The organism is Catalinimonas locisalis (assembly GCF_038039535.1).
In the GTDB taxonomy this organism is placed as follows: Bacteria; Bacteroidota; Bacteroidia; order Cytophagales; family Cyclobacteriaceae; genus Catalinimonas.
Map to the genome: position 1 here is coordinate 170,107 of NZ_JBBPHP010000009.1, position 17,608 is coordinate 187,714.

Below are 17,608 nucleotides of genomic sequence, written 5' to 3' on the forward strand. Positions count from 1 at the left end.
AAAACAAACCACAAATGCAGATTAGTGTCATCATACCAACATTCAATGAAGAAGCCAACATTGGCAGGCTTGTCCGCTACCTGTCTCAACATGCGGGGAACAAGCTGGAAGAGATTATAGTAAGCGATGGGCACAGCAGGGATAACACGCTGAGTGCCGCAAAAGAGGCGGGGGCTACTACTATTCTTTCTCCACGTCGGGGCAGAGCTACGCAGATGAACTATGCTGCTGCCAAAGCTTCTGGCGATGTGCTGTATTTTGTACATGCCGATACCACGCCACCGCCTTCTTATATCGCAGATATACAGACTGCGCTGGCAGACGGTTATCTGCTGGGCGGCTACCGCTCTCGTTTTCTCTCTAAAAATCCATTTTTAAAAATCAATGCCTACTTCACCCGATTTGATGGGGAGGCTATGCATGGCGGAGACCAGACGCTATTCATCTACAAAGATTTATTTGATGAATTAGGTGGCTACCGGGAGGAGTATGTGATTATGGAAGACTTTGAACTGATAAGACGAGCCAGAAAAAAGGCTTTATTCAGGAATATGCGCAAGCGCGTACAAATTTCTGATCGCAAATACCGTGAGAACAGCTACTTAAGGGTGAACTTCGCCAATTTTGTGGTATTCAATATGTATCGCCTGGGGTTTTCTCCCCGCGCGATGCTAAATATCTATTCCAAACTGGTAAGAAACCCAAAGTCAAAAATTGAGCAGGAAACTTCTTCACCACTGCGGGCATATTAGGCATGATTTTATAAATTGCGCCTAAAAATTTATGATGCCAAACAAATTATACTACACAACATTATTCTGCCTGCTCATATTATTACCTATTGTAACGCAGGCACAGTCATACAAAAAGAAAACAGTCGCCTTCCTGGAAGAACATCAAGATACTTACCGTGAGCTAGCGCTGGACATCTGGAACTATGCCGAACTGGGCTATCAGGAGAATAAAAGCGCACAGGCGCTACAGGATGAGCTTAAGAAGGCAGGCTTTATAATTGAAAGTGGTGTAGCGGATATTCCTACCGCTTTTGTAGCCAGCTACGGCAGCGGTGAGCCGGTCATCGGAATCCTGGGAGAATATGATGCCCTGCCGGGGCTTTCCCAGGCCGCAGTTCCTGAACGGGAAATACTGGTGGAAGGTGCCGCCGGACATGCCTGCGGTCATCACCTTTTTGGGGTAGCCTCCGCTGCCTCAGCCATCGCTATGAAAGAGTGGCTGGCATCCAACAGGAAGTCAGGCACGGTAAAATTCTTCGGTACCCCTGCCGAAGAAGGGGGATCAGGCAAAGTCTACATGGTACGCGCCGGTCTGTTTGACGATGTGGATGTGGTACTGCAGTGGCATCCTTCCAGCGCCAATGATGCCAGCCCCGGCACTACCCTAGCCAACAAATCCGGTAAGTTTCGCTTTTACGGAGAAGCTTCTCACGCTGCTTTTGCTCCCGAAAGAGGTCGCTCCGCGTTAGATGGTGTAGAAGCCATGAACTATATGGTCAATATGATGCGAGAGCATACTGAAGAAAGCTCCCGTATTCATTACGTCATCACCAAAGGAGGTGATGCGCCAAATGTGGTGCCTAATTTTGCCGAGGTATATTATTATGTACGTCACAAAGATGTGGCAGAGGTAAAGGATATGTGGAACCGTCTGGTCAATGCGGCCGAAGGTGCTGCGCAAGGTACAGATACCCGCGTAGAAGTAGAAGTGGTAGGCGGAGTATACAATATCCTCCCCAATGAAACGCTTTCGGAAGTCATGTATGAGAATTTACAATTTGTAGGAGGCGTGGAATATGATGCGGAAGAAAAAACCTTCGCTGAGAAGATATCTGAAACATTTGGCAAAAATGCAGTAGACCTCAGTATTGCCCAAGAGATTCAGCCCCGACAGATGAGGGAAGGCAAAGCCTCCTCCGATGTAGGGGATGTAAGCTGGGCCGTGCCAACGGTTGGACTGGGGACAGCAACCTGGGTACCCGGTACTTCGGCTCACTCCTGGCAGGCAGTAGCCGCGGGAGGCACCAGCATTGGCATCAAAGGGATGATGGTAGCTGCCAAGACAATGGCGCTTACCGGCATAGAGCTTTTCCAGAAACCTAATGTGATAGATGAAGCGCAGCAGGAATTTGCGCAAAGAAGAGGAGAAGGTTTTCAGTACGAAGCCCTGATCGGAGACCGCGAGCCCCCTTTGGATTACCGAAAATAATATTTTATTAACATTTTACATGGATGAGAGGTGAGGTTTAGTGCTTCACCTTTTTTGTATTTAGAGTGTTAATGTTCGTGGTGTTATGGTGTTATGGTGTTATGGTGTTATGGTGTTATGGTGTTATGGTGTTATGGAAGATACATTTATTATACAATAGTGTTCTTTACAGTAGAAAAAACCTTTTAATACTTAAGAATATTTGAATAAAGCTACAAACCAACCATAACACTAAGAACTATAACACCATATACTAACATTCTCAGCAAAACTCTTATTTTAGCATAAAAACCCAGCGAATATGAGTTCTTCAGATGATGCGCTTGATCGTTACATGAAAAAACTGACTGAGTTGCAATATTCCAGACAGGAAACGCTTTATTCGGATGAGGAACTCAAACAGATCGCACTGGACTCCGGGCTTAGCGAAGCGGAGTGGCAGGAGGCTCAAAAACGAGCTGAAAACCAAAAGCAGAGAGGGAAAAATCATATCGTACATGCTAACTGGCAGGATGCGGTAGAAGAATTGGAAGCGGCTTGCGCCCTTAAGCCCAATGATGTTGAGGCCCATACAATGGCTGCCGAAGCTTATATCAATCGTGGAGGCACGCAGCAAAATTCAGACGATTTTCGGCAGGCAGAATATCATCTGGACCAAGCATTATTGATAAACAGTAAGTACGAGAAGGCTTTCAAGCTCAAGAAAGAACTCAATACCCGCCGTGAGATATATACCACACAAACCCATAAAAGCACAAGCAACCGTAAATTTATTCGCTGGATGGTTCTGGGAGGCATAGCATTAGTTGTCATTATCTGGTACTTCACTTCTTACAACAGCATGGTAAGTGCCGAAGAAGAAACCATAGAAGCCTGGGCTCAGGTAGAAAATGTTTACCAACGCCGTGCTGACTTGATTCCTAATCTGGTAGCCACCGTAGAGGCCGCTGCAGATTTTGAGCGGGATGTGCTTACCGAAGTAACCAATGCAAGAACTCAGGCCATAAGCAGCAGCGTGGATCCTACTGATCTGACTCCTGTTGCCCTTCGTCAGTTTGAGCAAAACCAGGCAGCAGTAGGCTCATCCTTATCCCGACTGATGGCAGTGGCGGAGGATTATCCGCAGATTACCGCCACCGAAAATTTCCGCGACCTACAGTCACAGTTGGAAGGCACAGAAAACCGCATTTCAGTGGAGCGAAGGCGCTTCAACCAGTCCGTTCAGGCTTACAATGCCAAAGCCCGTAAGTTTCCTTATAATCTTTTAGGTTTTGATACCAAAGCCTATTTCTCAGCCAATGCCGGAGCAGAAAATGCCCCCAGTGTAAACTTTGATTAACTATGTCCCAATCGCTTTTTACCAAAGAAGAAGTATTACAAATTAAAAATGCAGTAGTAGAAGCTGAAAAATTATCAGGAGGAGAAATAGTACCGGTCATTTCAAAACAATCTTCCTGGTACGAGCAGACGCTTTGGAGAGCCGGTGCACTGTTCTCTCTGCTTACTGCTATTATTCTTACCACCTTTTACTTAAGCTCAGACGCACTACTCTGGCTCCCTCCTTATTTATGGCTTTTGATCTGCACCACCGGAGGTATAGCCGGAGCTACAATTGCAGAGTCTCTCCCATTTGTCAAACGGTTTTTTATCAGTGCAGAAAGTTTGCGGCAGCAGGCCGAAGGCAAAGCCAAACAGCTCTTTGTAGAACAATCCATCAGCCAAACCGAGCAACGTACGGGCATTCTGCTTTATATCAGCTTTTTTGAAAAGCATGCCAGCATTCTCCCGGATATAGGGATCAGCGAAGTGGTAGAGCAGCAAGTGTGGGATGATATTTTACAACAACTGGTCAATGATATGAGAACCAGTTCTTACGCTGCTGCTATTTCTCACGCAATTATCAGTTGCGGTAAGGTACTGGAAGAAAGTGGCATACAGAAAGCGGTAGATGATGATAATGAATTACCCAACAAAGTGCATATTGATGAATAAGCTCAGTACATATGGCTTACTTTGTTGGCTAACATTATTTGTTTTCTGTCTGCATGCAGCCCATGCTCAGGAAGTTCCCTATCTCTCTGCCCGAGTCAATGATTATGCCGACCTTATTCCTGATGAAAGTGAAAGACAATTGGAAGACAAGCTGTATAATTTTGAACAGCAGACAACTCACCAGCTTGTCATCCTCACCATCAACAGCCTGGAAGAGGGAAATATTGAAGACTTTGCAGTACGTGCTTTTGAGCAGTGGAAATTAGGTCAGGCAGGCAAAGATAATGGCGTTCTTCTCCTTATCTCTTCAAAAGACAGAAAGTTGCGCATTGAAGTAGGCTACGGACTGGAGCCTTATCTCACCGATGCCAATGCCAGCCGCATCATACGGGATGTAATAGTCCCCTATTTCCGCCAGGACAGTTATGAGCAGGGAATCACTGCCGGTGCGGATGCCATTATGCGGCAAATTGAAGGTACCGATGAGTTGACGGAGCCACAGGCTGCTCAAAGCAAAGGAAGTAGTTTTTTTCACTGGTTGCTCACTGCCATAATGAGCCTTATAGTATTGGGACTCATATTATTTCTGATCAAAAGGCACCGCAGGAACCGTCCCAGAGTAAGTTCGGAAACGGGGCTACCCATGAAAAAGCTGAGTGAAAAGGAAGAAGATGTTCACCTTGACCGCGGGCAGCAGGTAGAGGAATCAATCGGTTCAGTAGATTATGATGTGTGGGTCTCGGGCAAAGAGAATGATGTGCTGATTATCCCCTATAAAAATATTTGGGAACAGGCATACTCCAAATGCCCTAAATGTGGCTACCAGACTTACTACCGCAAAGAAACAAAAGTGGTCAGAAGTGCCACCTATGCGCATGATGGAATCGGAGAAAGAAGGTATGCCTGCAAACACTGCGATTATACCCATACAAAAGAATATCGCATTGCCCGGCTTCAAAAGCAAAAAACAGTGATAATTCCTACAGGAGGAGGTTTTAGTAGTGGAGGCGGCTTTAGTGGTGGAGGGGGATTTTCCAGGGGAGGGTTCAGTGGGGGTGGTGGCTTCAGCGGTGGAGGTGGTGCCTCGGGGAGTTGGTAAATTTTTATTCTGCAATTCTTCTCCGGCAGTTCAAAAACTTTAATTATATTGATTTTTACTTACTAATTCTGCATGTTTGTAGTTATCACTACTTAATTAAATGCGTCGGATCTCTGCCATAGTGCTTTTGTGCGTTTTCTTCCTGTATCATATGGGATATTATGGTATTTATCTGCTCGCCAGCCAGCAGCTGGATGATCGTTGGCAACAAAAAGCCTATGATGAAAGCCTGGGTGAAGAAAATTTATTACATACCTCTATTCCTTTGGCCGTCCCTTACCAAAGCAACCAGCAGAAGTATGTGCCTTCCTCCGGAAAAGTAGAAGTGGACGGTAATTTCTATCGCGTAGTAAAGCAGCGTTATGCTAATGATACCCTTCATATCTTATATGCGCAGGACACTTTACAAAAAGAACTGAAAAAATCTGTTGACCAATGGATGGCTTCCATCATTCCACTTCCACAGCCCGATGCTGATGGACAGCAACTCTGGATCAACCTCACCAAAAACTTTCTTATTCACCAGACTTTGTGTTTGGATGAGCCTGAAAAAAAATTCAATCTTTATCCTTACGGAGATGTAGCAATTAAGCATTATGAATTCATCTCAGTAGTACCTATCCCTCCTCCCCAAATCTCATAAATTAGATTGGTATCACAGTCTGATGAATTCCAGTAAGCGCGATATACTGGTATTACAATATCAATATGTAGTAGCATTACATCATTCGTCTGGCAGTATACCAAGCCATTTTAATTACTATACTCAAGGTATGCAATGCGTTTAGCAGGATTGACAGCCTTTACATTACTTTCAGGCCCTGCCTTGTACACTTATAGCTGTGCGAAAAGATTACAGCGCCTAAAGTAAAAGTCTTTTCTATTGGATCAAGTCGTAGTACTGCCAGGATAGAAAAGCTTTATGCCGACTATAGCATACCTGGAGTATCAACCCCATTTTATTTCTTTAAACATTACAACAATGCAAAAAATATATACCCTCACTCTATGTGTGCTGATTTTTCTCTTTTCTATGAGAACTGCTCAGGCACAAACACCTTCGGATGCTATTATGATGAACAAACGCGAACTATGTTTTGCCCTGATGTATGAACATGGTTCGTGGGATCAATACTGGGAAGGAAGCGAACTTAGAAAAAACGCCACGGTAGCTACCCTCAACAGAAGAATGCTGGTTCCTATGGTAGCAATTGGCCTCTTGGATCAAGTAAACCTTATTGTCACCGTTCCTTATGTCAAAACTTTTTCCAGTGAGCCTAATGGTGGAAAATTCTACGGAGCCCAGGGCTTTCAGGATTTAGGGCTCGCGTTAAAAGCAAAACTTCTCAACAAACAGCTTGGAAATGGAAACCTGGCTTTGCTTAGCACCTTGGGCTATTCAACTCCTATCACCAATTATCTATCCGATTACCGACCCTACAGTATTGGCTTTGGAGCGAATGAACTAAGCCTGAGAGGAATTCTTGAGTACAAGTGGAATAATGGCATGTTTGTGCGCAGTTCATTTGCTCACCTTTGGAGGGGTCAGACTAAAGCCGAAAGAGACTATTACTACAATAATGGCAGCTATTATACCCCCTGGATGGATGTGCCTAGTGCGTGGAATTTTGATGGCGTAGTGGGAATGTGGGCATTAGAAAATTCACTCAGGATTGAAGCCAGTTACATGGGCCTCAGATCCACCAGTGGTGATGATATACGGAAATACAATGCCGGTCAGCCTACTAATAGAGTCAATATTGATCAGTTGGGATTATTAACCCAATACTATTTCAAAAAACCCAAAGGATTGGGAGTGCTGGCTTATTACAATCACGTCATCAATGGCAGGAATGCAGGTAAATTTTCCCTTATAGGAGTTGGCGTCACTTATCAGTTCAAGATCTAAAACTACAACACTTCTCATCATGAAAAATCATTTATTTATATATACTATTTGTACTTGTCTTGGGATTTTGTCACTGCTTTCCTGTGAAGAAGACTTGCCCACTCATATTAAGTTTGCTTCTTATGAGTATGCCAATCTGGATGAAAATGGAGGTAATTGGAATCCTATACTTCTTTCTGATCCGGAACAAATTGAAATTGCAGTACCTGATGATGTTTCTTCCGATGCTTACCAGGCCGAACTGTCCTCTTTAAAAGCAACAGTCAGTAACCTTAGTAGCAGCCAAAGGGAAGCTGTTGAATACTGGACCAATAATCCTGTAATACGGTGGAATGAAATTGCATTGGAACTGGTAGCTAAATACAACTTAATACCGGGGCCCAATGAAGATGGTAGTTATACTTTACCCGATCCGGCAAAACCCGACGGACCTTCCCTCTTCCCATTTGCACATCCTCCCTACGCGTGCCGTATGCTGGCCTATCTAAGTGTGGCTCAGTTTGATGGACTCGTAACCGCCTGGCACTACAAGTATAAGTTTAACCGTGAGGCACCTTATCAGTTTGATGAAACGATTCAGCATGCTTATACGGATAACCGCCTACCCTCTTATCCTTCTGATGCCGCAGTACTTGCCATTGCTTCCAGAGATGTACTCTCTCTTATGTTTCCGCTGGAAAAGGAATATCTGGCTGAAAAAGCGGAAGAACATTTGTCAAGCCTGAGCTGGGCAGGAGCTCATGTGGAAAGTGATATTGCTGCCGGCAAATTGATTGGCACTGAAGTAGCAAAATTGGCAATATCCAGAGCAGCCAATGATGGGATGAAATATGCGCAATGCCCTAAACCTGTATCCGACTCCATTAAAGCAGCAGCCTTTGCAAGATTTGGCTGGCAATGGGATAATCTGGAGGAACCTGTGAGACCCGTTGGACTAACGCCTTTGTTCGGCAAAGTAAAAATGTGGAATGTACCTACTGTAGAAGAGGTACGCCCCATAGCCCCTCCTGCTCCCGGTACGCCCGAATTTGAGAAAGATGCTAGAGAACTCAAATACTTTGCTGATAACATGAATAACGAATGGAGAAGGATTGCCAATTATTGGCAGGACGGACTTGGTACCTATACTCCTCCAGGACATTGGAACAGGATAGCTAAAGAACATATTGTCAAGAATAGTTTTAATCCCTTACGTTCAGCACGAACTTTTGCTTATATGAATATGGCGATCATGGATGCAGGAATTAGCTGCTGGGATGCCAAATATTATTATCATTATCCTCGTCCTATACAAACAATTCCTGGCTATAAAACCATCGCAGGCACTCCCAATTTTCCCAGCTATACCTCTGGGCACAGTGCTTTTTCTGCTGCCGGAGCAGAGGTGCTTGCCTATATTTTTCCCAATGAAGCGGAAACCTTCAGAAACTTCGCGCTAGAAGCTGCGGAGTCCAGAATATACGGAGGCATACATTACCGCTTTGATGCGGAAGTAGGAACAGATCAGGGCATCAAAGTAGCTAACTACACTATTGAGGTTGCTAAAAATGATGGAGCTGACTAAGGAAACACATTAAAATTGTGAGTGAGCAGAGATTATTACCTCTCTCATTCACAATTATTTTGAGAATCTCCTTTTCCTGCAGTGGTATTTTGTAACCGTAATCTATATGTGCTGGATACCCTTGAACTAAGCGATAAAGAAGAAAGAGGTACTGGCAAGTGCTCAAATCATGAACAGTGTTAATAATGGAGCTTTACCGGCAAACATGGTCCATTTTCATTAAACTTATTTTCAGCTGAATTGGAAATTACAGAGCTTCACTACTTCACAGGACTGCTTCAGGCATTTATGCCAGAGGACATTGGGATTGTCAATAAATTATTGATGTAAATATCAGCATTTAGCAACCTTACTTATTATTTGAAAATGAATTTGCTCTACTCTTGATGGCGTAGAATTATTTTAATTGCCTATCTGTCAATAACTTAAATATTATCTGACATTTTTCTCAACCTTATTGTAACCTTTAAGCCACAATTATTGTATATACAACTAAATTTAACACAAGAGTTATTCTCAAACTAACAACAGTATTATGAAATCAATTAAACTCATTGCCTCAATTGCCCTTATCGCTTCGGTATTGGTATCATTTACCTTGCCTACTAAAGTTGAATCTTACAATGTGGATGCCGAGGCGAGTACTCTCGTATGGACTGGTCGCAAAGTAACCGGAGAGCATACAGGAACCATCAAAATCAAAGAAGGTAATCTGGATGTAAATGGCGATAAGCTGCAAGGTGGTAGTTTTGTAATTGACATGAGCACCATAGCAAACGATGATCTGGAAGGCGAATACAAAGGCAAACTGGAAGGACACCTGAAGTCTGACGATTTCTTCGGTGTAGCAAATCATCCTACTGCTCAGTTTGTCATCACCAAAGCCAAGGCTAACAAAGATGGTCAGTACGAAATTACTGGTGACCTGACAATCAAAAACATCACCAACGAAGTGACTTTCCCAGCTACTGTAAAAGTAAACGGAGGTCAGGTAACAGCCGATGCTAAAATCGTAGTAGACCGTTCAAAATATGATGTACGTTATGGTTCAGGTAGCTTCTTTGACAACTTAGGTGACAAAACCATCTACGATGAATTTGATCTGGAAGTAAGTCTGGTTGCCAATACTGCCGTAGGTAAATAAGATATACTCGCTTAACCTTTACTTGCCTCTTTCGGGATTTCCGGGAGAGGCTTTTTTATAAATAAAGCGCTATTCCACGGGAATAACGCTTTATGAAAAAAAGTTTGGTTGGTATAATTTAGCAGTAAAGCAATCATCTATAGTGTATTGACCGTCTTGTTATCAATAGCTCCATCATAGGTATTTCGGTAATAGACCTTTTTCTCTATTGCTCTTATTATCTTGCTGCCGTAATCTACATCATACATCTGCGACATCAGATTAAGCCCTCCCGGACTAAACACATTTACTTCCATCAGTTTATCCCCCACAATGTCTACGCCTACCAGAAACATACCGTCCTGCACCAGTTTAGGACGCAGCACTTCCATCAGCTGTAGCATTTCTTCGGTCACTTCGGCTTTCATGGGTTTACCTCCCGCATGTATGTTACTTCTGATCTCATCTGCCTGATTTACCCTGCGCAAGCCAGCATATTTACCATTACACTGCAAAGGCTTACCGTTCATCAGGAAGAGGCGGGTATCTCCTTCCTTGGCTTTGGGCAGATATTCCTGTGCAATGATATATCCATCGCGACTGATGGCTTCAATGATCTGGTTAAGATTACTTTTGGACTTATTGTCTACCATAAATACATTGGAGCCTCCCGAACCCTGCAAAGGTTTGAGAATCATCTTTTCCTTCTCGTCCTTGAAAAAAGCATGTATTTCTTTTGGATCACGCGTGATAATAGTTCTGGGACGCAGTATTTCAGGAAAATGCTGGAAATACATTTTGTTGATGGCATCAGACAAACTGCCGGGATGGTTCAAAACGATTACATTATCTTTCAGCGCAATCTGCGCAAAGATATAGGGCGCATTCTGTGCCCAGTTCCTTTCGTTCATGTCATCGGCAGGATTATTCCTCAGAAATATCACATCCAGTTCCTCTGAACTGACATGGGTAGTTTCTGCATTTTGCAAATCCTTTAGAAAGGTAGAAGAAGACTTATATTTATGCTCCTTTACCGTCTTGGCACGGGCTACCATATGTCCATCTGAGGTGTAGCCCAGGTCGCCCACCCCTATGAGGTAAACTTCATGCCCCATTTTATAAGCCGACAAGGCAAGATAAATCGTGGTATAACCATCGCGTTCTGTTTCTATGCTATTGATAACGAATGCTATCTTCATGATTAATGAGTTTAGTAATTGGAATCCCCCGGCGAACTTCATCCAACATGCTGCTGGCCAGTTCGCTATTGATATAAGGCGGTAGAAAGGGAGTTTTGACTACCCGCCGGTGTATAAGTTCTTTAACATAGGGCACATGAGCGAGGGCAAATTTACCGGCGTATAGCGGTTCCAGTTCCCCACCTTTTCTCAGATACTCCATCAACTTTATCAGGCCTTTCAGATAGGCGGCATCTTTGGTAAGACCACCGCCTCTGTGTACCCTGGTGCTTATGTTGAATGCGCTTTTGTCAACAAAACCGTAATCCTGGTTAAGCATGCGATAAGTCTCAATGAAGTCAGCACCCTCACAAACCGACTGCACAGCCAGTACACGAATGGCTAATATTCTTAAGCGAGCCGCGGTCAGGCCCCCTACTAAGTATTCTGCCATCACCGCCAGGCCTTCCTGCAGAGGGTCGTATCCTGCCATACCGGCATAGAATAATTTGAACGGTTGATGTTTACCGTTTCCGTAGGTGAGAATATGTGTACCTACCTCATGTTGTAGCAGTGCCTCTGCCCTTGCTCCTTCTAATGAAAAATCTTCTCCGATCAGCAGCTTGCTTTTGGATACCATAATACCATTGATATCTTTTCTGATTTCTACTCCCAGTTCCACATCAGGAAAATGGGGGCGATAATACTCTAATTCTGTTAAGGCAAGTTGCTTAAATTCTTCAGCCTGCATTCGCTCTCCCTCCTCACGCTCTTCTGCTGAAATTTCTTCCAATATCTCTTTTGCTATTTGTATAAGTTCCTCTCCCAGCTCACCATAAAGGCTGTTACTCAGGTGCAGAAAGCTTTTGGTCTCTCTTTCTTCCAGCATCAGCAGCTGTTTTTCCAGTTCCATCCGTTTGTCACGGAAGAGGAAAGCCAGCGTAGGGTCTTCAATGTTCTCCAGCTGTAAATTGAACAGGCGGCGCTTTGCTTCTTCCGGGTCCAGTGAGATCAGTCGGTAATTGAACTCGGGAGGTTTGTTGTAATGATGTTTTTTAAAGTTCTCAAACTCCACCGTCTGGTTTACCGGGCTAACCCGCAGCAGAAAGTTCATCTTCTCACTCACTTCCGCCAGCTGACGATCTGCCGAGCGTACCATTTGTGTCAGTTGAGTTTTGCCCAGCGTGAGATAGTGTCCAAACTGATTGGATGTCTGTACCCTGATAAACTCAAAGGCTGCTTTCTTCAGCACCTGTGAGATTTTGCGCCTCACCTTGCGGTACAATAAAGCATATAGATTTCCCTTTTCATCCTGATAAATCAAAGGAATTTCTATTCCTACCTGTAAGGTTCCTACCTCCTTCGCTTTGTCCAGGGAGAGCAAAGGCGCTAATCCCGGAGGGTGGCGATGCACAGCGTTCAGCACCTGTACTTTCAGCGGATTGTACACAGCTTCTATCTCTTCAAAGCCTTCTTTCAGGGCTTTGATTGTAGCGGGCGAACGATCTTCAGGGGCATATATCTTGAATGTTTCAATGCCATTCTCTGGAGCCATCCACAATTCAATGATCATAAAGGCATGGAAGGCATGAGAGGCCGTAGCTGCAATGCAGGAAAGCAATTCATCAATTTCCAGATCCTGTCGCACGATGAGGTACGCCCCCTGCGTCTTCAGCAAACCGGATAAATATGTGTCTTCCTTTCCGGCATAGCGATACACGCAGAGATATGGCAGCGGTTTATCAATAAACAGCTTACCTCCCTCGGGTAAACGTCGGTTCACACTTTTACCATTTGCCAGCGAGCGGCAAACGTAACTGATGAATGTTTTTTCAAGACTCATGCCTTCACTTTATAGAGATCTTCAGCGGCCTTACAAACAGGGAGCATAGAAGAGATAAATAATTCTCTAAGGTGTTTGAGCTGATCCTGATTGGCCTCACCTGTCCATTCGTTCATAAAAAACTTCTTTACTTCTATAGGCAGCACACATACCCTGTCTCCATAGTGGTCGTTGATCCACTTACTGAAATAACCTCCCTTAAATTTTACATTCTCCCGCACGTCCAGGTGTCTGCCTTCAAAATTGTACTCTCTGAAGTTCTGTATCAGTGTATCCACTACCGGAGCCCAGTGCTTGCGGTCCATATTCTGCGTACCGATGTTGATTTCCGGATTCTCCTCAGGGCTGGCATAGCGGTCTACCCCTTCCCGGCGGAAGTTGTAAGAATGAAAATCATACACTACCAGCCAGGGATGCTTCAGCAGCAGCTGATCCAGATGATCGGCGATCTGACGGTAGAAGTTATCATATACATTCAGGGACTTTTCAATCAGTTCGGCAGGCACATCTTCTTGCCATACCTGCAAGCCCCAGCTATCTTTAGGTTTTGAGTACACCGCCTTTTCTCTGGGACGATTGACATCTACTTCAAAGCGTGAGTTGTGTACTTTTATTGTATTGTCGGAGATCTGTAGCCACTCAGTGGTGAAGGGATCTTCTTCCCTCAGCCGCTCTGTCTCATTCAGATTCAGGTAAGGCAGAAGCTCCGGTCTGATCTGATGACCGTTGTGTATCGCCGCTGTCACAATGGGGCTATCTCCTGTGTTGATTTCTATGTGTACCATAACTGAAGTATTACAATTTGGCAACCATTCTTATCTGGATAGAATCAATAGTGAAGGGTCAAATCCTATTCAAACAGTTTAAAAAGAGCTTTTTTGATTGTAATAAAGACTTTTGAAATTTTTTATCCAGGATAAACTTCGCACAACAGCTTAATGTCAGTTGAGGTAAAAAAATGGGGATTTCCACCTCATAGTAGTGGCATTTTGGCTACATAAAAGCTTCGTATAAACTGCTTTGCACTCCAACTTTCAGCGACAAAAGCTTAGTATTTTTTATTATCTTGTAAGTTCACCTACTGCAAAAAGTATGAAGATAAACGTTCAGAGATGGATAATTTTCCTTATCAGCCTGGGCTGTGCTTTGGTGAGCACGCAGTTTCCGGTGGAGCAGCAATTTTCCAGCATGATTCCTCTGGGCATGTTCTTTACTTTCTTTTGTGGTCTGGTGAGCATTTATGGAAATATGAGCGCCGTTGAAAAGAAGAGCAGTACCGTTAACCGTAGCCGCAAAGTACTTACAGTGCTGAACTTTGCCTGCCTGCTCATCATCTGTAGTACTTTAGGCTGGATCCTCGGAGGGCTAATAGCTTTTAGCCAGACTAATTTCTTTGCTTTCTCCATCATGCTTTACTTCCTGGGCCTCCGTTTGGGTACCTATCTTCAATTTCATTTTTAAAACATTTAGCAGCCGAGATTATAGCGCTCCGGCTTCAGGATATCTCGTTAGATTCCGGAAAGTAAGGTTAAAAAATACACCTGGCGATACTGATTATCTTGCTGAGAAGCTGGCCAGGGATAATTTTTGTCAGTCCCTATGTTTAATCACCTGCTTCGGGCAGGTTCCAGAAGTTAATCGTATGTTCCGGAGAGGAAACGATAGCAAAGCGACCATCCCGGGAGAAGGTGGCGCTGGTATATTCCACTCTGCTAAGCTCACCAAAAGTTTTGAGCAGGGTACCATCTAATCGCCAGAGGCGGGCAGTAGCATCTTCGCTGGCGGTAAGGATGTACTGACCATCAGCAGAGAATTCAGCCTGGTTGATTTCATCTTTATGTCCTTCAAAAGTATTCAATAGCTTTCCATCAACCGACCAGAGGGCAGCAGTACGATCAAAACTAGCCGTTAAGATATGCTTGGCGTCGGGTGAAAAGCTGGCCGCACTCACGCCATTGCTATGATGAGCAATACTGTACTTTTGCTCGCCCTCTATACTCCATAGCGAGAAAGTATTATCACAGCTAGCCAACACAATATGCTGGTCGTCGGGTGAGAAAGAAGCCTGATAAATGGTACAGCTATGTCCGGGAAATTCTCTGACCAACTCTCCCTCAGCAGTCCACAGACGGGCTACATTATCTCCTCCTCCACTCAGGATATATTGACCATCATGCGAGTAGGTTACGGTCTTGACATAAATTTTATCGGCCTTCACAGTTTTGATTTTATTGCCCTCCCTATCCCAGATGATGAAGGTCTCATCACTACCGGCAGTCACAAAACGCTGACCATTGGGAGAAAAGCTCACATCGTTGACACTCCTGAGATGTACATTCAGGCTTAGAAGATGGTTTCCATCCGCATCCCAGAGTATGGCCTTATCGTCCTCACTACCGGAAAGCAGATATTTACCATCGGGTGACTGGACGAGGCCTAATATGGCTTCATCATGGCCTGAGAAAGACTTTGAAATGACACAGGACTGGGCATATACCGTAGAAACTTGCAGCATAGCTGCTAAGAAAAGCAGAAAAGAAAATTTCATATCTATGGAGTTGGCTTAATGTTATTCAGGTTTATCCTCTACCCATATCTTCCACCATGAAGATAGCATTTTGATTTAAATCATAGCAGCCAAATTCGTTAGTCCTTCTTTAAGCACGCATTATGCTAGCGCTCAAGCCGGGCAGGAAGGTGCGCGCTAGAGGGAGTAAATACTTTGAAGTTTGAAATTAAAGCTAGCTCTGCTTTAGCTTTCCTCGTCTGTGTGGACATTCCTTACTTTACCTACAGCAAGGTTATGCTATTTTAGCACTTGTTAACATTGCTTTCATTTTATGATACATCATTGAAAGAGCACGGAAAATAATATTGAAAACAATGAAAAGAATAGTATCCTCACCAAATTGATAAATACTCAATACCAAGCAAAAAATTACAATTATCAGGTAAATGAGCCAACCTCTGTAAGATATGCTTTTAGTATACATTATTTGATGGACCAATACAAGGAGAGACGAAGTATGTAAGCCTATTTGATAAAAATCAATAGAATAAAAAATAACAGCAAGAATAAAAAAAGCGGTTGATATTAATATAAAACAATCCATGACCAATAACTTGAATTTCAAGTGCTTTGTAAATAATGGCCTAGATTCTCTACTTAGGAAGAATAGCCAAGTATCATAAATAGGTAAAAAAACAATTACACTAAGTTGAATAGCCAGATTTAAATTCCAGAATACTAAATAAAGCATCAGCCATACAGCATGTATGCCCTCTCTAAGTAAAGTAATGATGCAAAAAATAAGAAAACCGATATATATTATACGTATCAATTTTGATGGCATAGACTCAGGTTTCCCAATTTCTACTGCCCAATTCTTAAAATATAGAAAACCTGGGAGTTCACTTTTTAATGAAACCCTATATGCGTTTTGGATATGAAGATTATATGGTTGTTGTGCTAACGCTGATTGCAGTTCTACTTTAGAATTTTTTTTGGGGTCGCAAAGAGAAACAAGTCCTTTTGTAAGGAGATTTTGTGCATTGATTGGATTATCTTTAAGCAGTTCGTTTGCGATTTTTTCAGCCTCTTCTTTTTCATGTAGAAATGATAAGGCTAAAGCCTTGGCTCGTAGACTTTGTGAATTATTTGGGTCAATCTTAAGCCCCTCATTCGCTATCTGGATAGCTTTTTTGTACTCTTGTCGCGAAATGTAGACAACACTTCTAAAACCAAATAAATCAGCGTCATTGGGGTTCAAATTTAGAGCAGCGGTGATAAGTTTATCTCCTTTTTCAGGGTTTTGGGAAAGAAGTTGAATTTTAGTAGCATTCTTATAATGCTCATATTCTACAGGGTTAAGTTCAATAGCCTTCATAATTGAAGCTTCAGCTTTTCTCAGATTCATAAGTCCTTGGAAAAAAAGAGATTGGTATGCATAAAGCATGTCATCCTGAGGGGATCCGGGCAAAAGGTTCTCTACAAGTTTTAACCCTTCATTATATTTTTTGGATTGTAGATAAAAATTTGCCTTTAGATATTGGTCATTCGTCATTATATGCTATCAAAGGACTCAAGCAATGAGTAAGTGATTATTTATAGTATTGTTAAGGGCATAGCCAGAAGCTGACATGTTTAATATTTGTCATCGTTTTCTAATAATCTATGCAAGTGCTCATGTTTACTTATTCTTAATGACTCTGTGATCTTTGTCAATTGGGAATCTGGTTTACTTAATGGATGGGTAGCCATTAAAGAGATATACTGACCTTGATTTTTGAAACTAATATGAGTTTGCAGAAAATTAGTTGATCTACCTTCTATTTTAAATTTGACCACATGGATTGAGTCTCCATTTATTATTTTCATACCTAAATCTTCTTGAAGTGTAATACCTGGCTTTTGTAGTTGAAGCAATTTGAAATCCTCTAAAAAGCTTTCCATATTATCTATCTTCATTGTATGACTGACGATAGCTAAGTCAGCAGATATGATCACTAAGTTAGGATTCTCTGCATATGCATACTTTTCAAGATTATTGTATTTATAAATGGCTAAAATAACGCCACTTTCATTTAATTTATGCCATTCTATAGGATACTCTATCTGAAAAAATTGATGATCAAAAGTTGTAGTTTCATGAGATGATTTTTTTGGCAGGATGCAAT

At 42.9% G+C, this 17,608-nt stretch carries 16 protein-coding genes; 10 read left to right on the forward strand and 6 right to left on the reverse strand.

Annotated features, from left to right (window positions below; translation table 11 throughout):
• Positions 1-14: 14 nt before the first annotated feature.
• From WJR50_RS14185 to WJR50_RS14225, 9 genes are all read left to right on the forward strand, one after another.
• A complete protein-coding gene (locus tag WJR50_RS14185; RefSeq protein WP_341293954.1) occupies positions 15-752 on the forward strand; it encodes a TIGR04283 family arsenosugar biosynthesis glycosyltransferase in 738 nt (245 codons plus the stop codon).
• A 31-nt stretch (positions 753-783) separates the two neighbouring features.
• Positions 784-2,223 (forward strand): amidohydrolase, encoded by a 1,440-nt coding sequence (locus WJR50_RS14190; protein WP_341293955.1) that lies wholly within the window; start codon positions 784-786, stop codon positions 2,221-2,223.
• A gap of 301 nt (positions 2,224-2,524) precedes the next feature.
• A complete protein-coding gene (locus WJR50_RS14195; protein ID WP_341293956.1) occupies positions 2,525-3,562 on the forward strand; it encodes a LemA family protein in 1,038 nt (345 codons plus the stop codon).
• A gap of 2 nt (positions 3,563-3,564) precedes the next feature.
• Positions 3,565-4,215 (forward strand): TPM domain-containing protein, encoded by a 651-nt coding sequence (locus WJR50_RS14200; protein ID WP_341293957.1) that lies wholly within the window; start codon positions 3,565-3,567, stop codon positions 4,213-4,215.
• Positions 4,208-5,314 (forward strand): TPM domain-containing protein, encoded by a 1,107-nt coding sequence (locus tag WJR50_RS14205; RefSeq protein ID WP_341293958.1) that lies wholly within the window; start codon positions 4,208-4,210, stop codon positions 5,312-5,314. Before WJR50_RS14200 ends, WJR50_RS14205 begins: the two co-directional genes overlap by 8 nt.
• A gap of 100 nt (positions 5,315-5,414) precedes the next feature.
• Positions 5,415-5,957, forward strand: coding sequence for a hypothetical protein (locus WJR50_RS14210; protein ID WP_341293959.1), 543 nt, complete (start codon positions 5,415-5,417; stop codon positions 5,955-5,957).
• Between the two features lie 339 nt (positions 5,958-6,296).
• Positions 6,297-7,223 (forward strand): transporter, encoded by a 927-nt coding sequence (locus WJR50_RS14215; RefSeq protein ID WP_341293960.1) that lies wholly within the window; start codon positions 6,297-6,299, stop codon positions 7,221-7,223.
• Between the two features lie 19 nt (positions 7,224-7,242).
• Entirely contained in the window at positions 7,243-8,787 is a 1,545-nt protein-coding gene (locus WJR50_RS14220) for a vanadium-dependent haloperoxidase (protein WP_341293961.1), read from the forward strand.
• Between the two features lie 535 nt (positions 8,788-9,322).
• Complete coding sequence (locus WJR50_RS14225) at positions 9,323-9,931, forward strand: YceI family protein (RefSeq protein ID WP_341293962.1); 609 nt, start codon at positions 9,323-9,325, stop codon at positions 9,929-9,931.
• 137 nt (positions 9,932-10,068) lie between these two features.
• Here WJR50_RS14225 and WJR50_RS14230 read toward each other — a convergent pair whose 3' ends face one another.
• From WJR50_RS14230 to WJR50_RS14240, 3 genes are read right to left on the reverse strand one after another with little or no spacing between them, the layout of a single operon-like run.
• Entirely contained in the window at positions 10,069-11,109 is a 1,041-nt protein-coding gene (locus WJR50_RS14230; RefSeq protein WP_341293963.1) for a glutathione synthetase, read from the reverse strand.
• On the reverse strand, positions 11,084-12,931 hold the full coding sequence (locus WJR50_RS14235; protein ID WP_341293964.1) for a peptidase MATCAP family protein: 1,848 nt from the start codon (positions 12,929-12,931) through the stop codon (positions 11,084-11,086). Before WJR50_RS14235 ends, WJR50_RS14230 begins: the two co-directional genes overlap by 26 nt.
• Positions 12,928-13,716 carry an N-formylglutamate amidohydrolase gene (locus tag WJR50_RS14240; RefSeq protein ID WP_341293965.1) on the reverse strand — a complete coding sequence of 263 codons (789 nt, stop codon included), beginning with the start codon at positions 13,714-13,716 and terminating at the stop codon, positions 12,928-12,930. The genes WJR50_RS14235 and WJR50_RS14240 overlap by 4 nt, the downstream gene beginning before the upstream one ends.
• A 307-nt stretch (positions 13,717-14,023) precedes the next feature.
• Here WJR50_RS14240 and WJR50_RS14245 point away from each other — a divergent pair, with 307 nt between their 5' ends.
• Entirely contained in the window at positions 14,024-14,392 is a 369-nt protein-coding gene (locus WJR50_RS14245; protein ID WP_341293966.1) for a hypothetical protein, read from the forward strand.
• 142 nt (positions 14,393-14,534) lie between these two features.
• On the opposite strand, the gene WJR50_RS14250 is transcribed toward WJR50_RS14245, so the two are convergent.
• The 3 genes from WJR50_RS14250 to WJR50_RS14260 form a co-directional block, all read right to left on the reverse strand.
• Positions 14,535-15,479: a WD40 repeat domain-containing protein gene (locus WJR50_RS14250; RefSeq protein ID WP_341293967.1), complete on the reverse strand. Its 945-nt coding sequence runs from the start codon at positions 15,477-15,479 to the stop codon at positions 14,535-14,537.
• Positions 15,480-15,732: 253 nt separating this feature from the next.
• The gene (locus tag WJR50_RS14255) at positions 15,733-16,995 is read right to left on the reverse strand and encodes a tetratricopeptide repeat protein (protein ID WP_341293968.1); all 1,263 of its coding nucleotides are present in this window, start codon (positions 16,993-16,995) and stop codon (positions 15,733-15,735) included.
• 80 nt (positions 16,996-17,075) lie between these two features.
• On the reverse strand, positions 17,076-17,399 hold the full coding sequence (locus WJR50_RS14260; RefSeq protein WP_341293969.1) for a hypothetical protein: 324 nt from the start codon (positions 17,397-17,399) through the stop codon (positions 17,076-17,078).
• Positions 17,400-17,608: the final 209 nt, after the last annotated feature.